Source organism: Mesorhizobium sp. IMUNJ 23232 (genome assembly GCF_044326205.1).
Classification (GTDB): domain Bacteria; phylum Pseudomonadota; class Alphaproteobacteria; order Rhizobiales; family Rhizobiaceae; genus Kumtagia.
Genome location: NZ_JBIRCY010000143.1, coordinates 1 through 3,121, shown reverse-complemented (window position 1 = coordinate 3,121; position 3,121 = coordinate 1). Strand labels below are relative to the sequence as shown.

General features: G+C 62.8%; 2 protein-coding genes and 1 pseudogene. All 3 read right to left on the bottom strand.

Going from position 1 to position 3,121, the window contains the following annotated elements; translation table 11 throughout:
- Positions 1 to 515: pseudogene (locus ACH196_RS37830) on the bottom strand (hypothetical protein); the annotation flags it as partial.
- A gap of 951 nt (positions 516 to 1,466) precedes the next feature.
- Positions 1,467 to 2,582, bottom strand: coding sequence for an alkene reductase (locus ACH196_RS37825; protein WP_396651947.1), 1,116 nt, complete (start codon positions 2,580 to 2,582; stop codon positions 1,467 to 1,469).
- Positions 2,583 to 2,617: 35 nt separating this feature from the next.
- Positions 2,618 to 2,908: an ArsR/SmtB family transcription factor gene (locus ACH196_RS37820; protein WP_396651946.1), complete on the bottom strand. Its 291-nt coding sequence runs from the start codon at positions 2,906 to 2,908 to the stop codon at positions 2,618 to 2,620.
- Positions 2,909 to 3,121 lie beyond the last annotated feature (213 nt).

Sequence of the window (3,121 nt, the reverse complement as noted above, 5' to 3'; positions counted from 1 at the left end):
ACATAGTTGCGGCGGATGCGGAAGGGATATTTCAGCGCATCGAGCAGCGAAAGGTTTTGTCCACGCGGCCTGGCGGCGCGGCGTTCGGCGGCTTTCAGTTCGGCTTCATAACGGACAAAGTCTTGCTTCGACAGGGCGACGGCGAGGCCGAGGCGGCGCATGGCGGCCACCGTGTCGGAAATTTTTGGTTTCGGTTTTCGCGGACGAAACGGCGGCAGCGTCACCACGATGCCTTGCGCCGTCGCGATGATGAGGCGCCGGGCGGCGGATTCGGCCGGGCGCAAGAGCAGGAGAATGGCGCGGTAGAGGTGGCGGGGCAGGCAGAGCGCCGGAGACGGTTTGTTTCTCCCGGTCCTTCCCGCCCGTCCCGGCCTTGGGGCGACAGCGGCTTCCCCGAGCACCAGCGACAGCGGCCTGCCAAATCCCATCTCGGCCATGCCGACCAGTATCATGAGGATGTGTTTCAGCGCCTGCCGGTATCGTTCGATCGTTGCACTCGCGTCTCCAAACTCCACTGCCATCTCCTTCGAACACAGGCGGCAGGCATTGTAGCATTAGTCAGCGCCTCTGTAAATAATCCTAGGAAACAAATCCTTCAAGCGTCATACTCTCCCGCACAACACCTTGGAAAAGCGCGGCTTTTCGAGGCATGGCGGCTTATCCTCTGTGCCTTGTCCGGCTCGGGCACAAGGCCGGTCTGAAAGGATGTGATGCTAGTAAAAGCAAGTGGAATCAGATGGTTGGCTGCAAGGCCCGTAGAGTTTCGGGTAACAAGCCGGACCAAACGGTGCTGCCAGCGGCTCGAGATAGACCGCCGCTTCGGACCTTCGAGGGTCCTTCATATTCCTGCCGAGGGAGGAGAGCGGCAAGTTTGGCACTCCCCCCACAAAGCTATCAGGTCCAGACATTAATGGTCAGACATTGGCGTCGGATTTTTTCGGCGCCGGATTTGATTTCAATACCGTCGAGGCATGGATTCCCGACACTCTCCGCTCGCTTCGCTCGCTTCGAGGTCGGGAATGACGACAGTCATGGTCTGCCTCAGCTAGTCTCCAACGTTGGCGATTAGCCGAAACCAGAGATCATTGTCGTCATTCCCGACCTCGTGAGCGAGCGCAGCGAGCGGAGAGTGTCGGGAATCCATGCCTCGACGGTGGCCAAACCAGAGCCGATGCAGAAAGTCTTCCTCCGTACGCCGGTTGAAACCCGATCGTGAAATGTGTGAATCCGATAGCCGTGAAGGACGAGGAGAAGGGACAAGCGGTGAGGTTGCGGCCAGCCTCCTTCTCCCCGTCCTTACGGGGAGAAGGTGCCGACAGGCGGATGAGAGGCGGCGCAGACGGTCAAGGCAAGCAGCCACTGGTATAATTGCCTCGGCCAGGCCTTCCATTGCAAAGCCGGTCCAACCTGCCTGGCCGTCGGTCTCTGGCGAGCCGGTCATCTCGGCCGCCAGCCTGTATGGCCGCTCAGGCCGCTGTCGGATAATCCGTATAACCCTTGGCGCCGCCGCCATAGAACGTCGCCTTGTCCGGATCGTTCAGGGCTGCATTGCGCTTCAGGCGGCTGACGAGGTCGGGATTGGCGATGAACAGTTTTCCGAACGCCACGAGGTCGGCATAACCGTCGGCGATGGCCGTTTCGGCCAGTTGCCGGTCATAGCCGTTGTTGACCAGCCAGGCGCCGCGCCCGCCGGCGTTGCGATAGGCAGCCTTGAACTCGGCATAGTCGAACGGCTCGTCTCCCTGCTGAAAATCGCGCGCGCCGCCTGTCGCCCCTTCGACGATATGGACATAGGCCAGGCCGCGGCCGCCGAGACCGGCCACCACATGGTTGAACAGCGGCTGCGGGTCCGGGTCGGAAGCATCGTTGGCGGGCGTCACCGGCGACAGCCGGATGCCGGTGCGGCCGGCTCCGACCGCCCCAGCCACCGCATCGACCACCTCGAACAGGAAACGCGACCGGTTCTCGATCGAGCCGCCATATCGGTCGGTGCGCTGGTTGGCGCCCGAACGCAGGAACTGGTCGACCAGATAGCCGTTGGCGCCATGAACCTCGACGCCGTCGAAACCGGCCACCTCGATCGCCGCTTTCGCGGCGCGGCGGAAATCGTCGACGATGCCGGGGATTTCGCCGGCGTCCAGCGCACGCGGCTCCGACGTGTCGGCAAATTCCCCGCTGCCGTCCGGATTGACCAGAAAAGTCTTGGATTTCGCCCGGATCGCCGACGGCGCCACCGGCTTGCCGCCACCGGGCTGCAGCGTATCGTGCGAGATGCGCCCGACATGCCAGAGCTGCACCACGATCTTGCCACCAGCCGCATGGACCGCGTCGGTGACCCGCTTCCAGCCCGCGAGCTGGTCGGCGCCGTAGAGGCCGGGCACGTCGGCATAACCCTGGCCCTGATGGCTGATGGCGGTAGCCTCGGTGACGAGCAGGCCGGCACTGGCGCGCTGGCCGTAATAGGTGACCGCGAGATCGCCCGGTACCGCGCCCGGCGAGCGATTGCGCGTCAGCGGCGCCATGACGATGCGATTGGAAAGCGAGAGGTCGCCGACTTCGACGGGATCAAAAAGCGAGGCCACGAAAAATACCTTTCAAGCGTTGGGGAGGGGAGAAATCAGAGATCGGACAGCGCCGCGCGGAAGGCGGCGATGGTTTCCTCGTTGCGTTTGTAGAACACCCACTGGCCGACCCGCCGCGTGGTGACGAGGCCGGCGGCCGCCAGCGTCGCCAGATGCGCCGAGACACTGGATTGCGCGAGGCCGCAGCGCTCGAACTGGCTGGCGCAGACGCCCATTTCGAGCGGATGCTCCTGCGCGGCGAAATGCTTCTCCGGCTCCTTGAGCCAGGCCAGCACGTCGCGCCGAACCGGATGCGCCAGCGCCTTCAGTATGATGTCGCGATCCATCTCAACCTGCATCGATCTTTTGCGATATATAGATCGGGTTTTGACGATATGCGAGGAAATCCGTTCCATCTTGCCCGCGAGCAGAAGAACATTGCTGCCTATTTTGACTGTTTGCGCAGCCCCTCATCCGCCCTTCGGGCACCTTCTCCCCGTGAAGGACGGGGAGAAGGGACAAGCGGCAACGTTGCGGCCAACCTCCTTCTCCCCGTTCAC

Excerpts from the sequence above, each read along its gene's own strand:
- ACH196_RS37820 (WP_396651946.1), bottom strand. The coding sequence starts at position 2,908 with ATGGATCGCGACATCATACTGAAGGCGCTGGCGCATCCGGTTCGGCGC.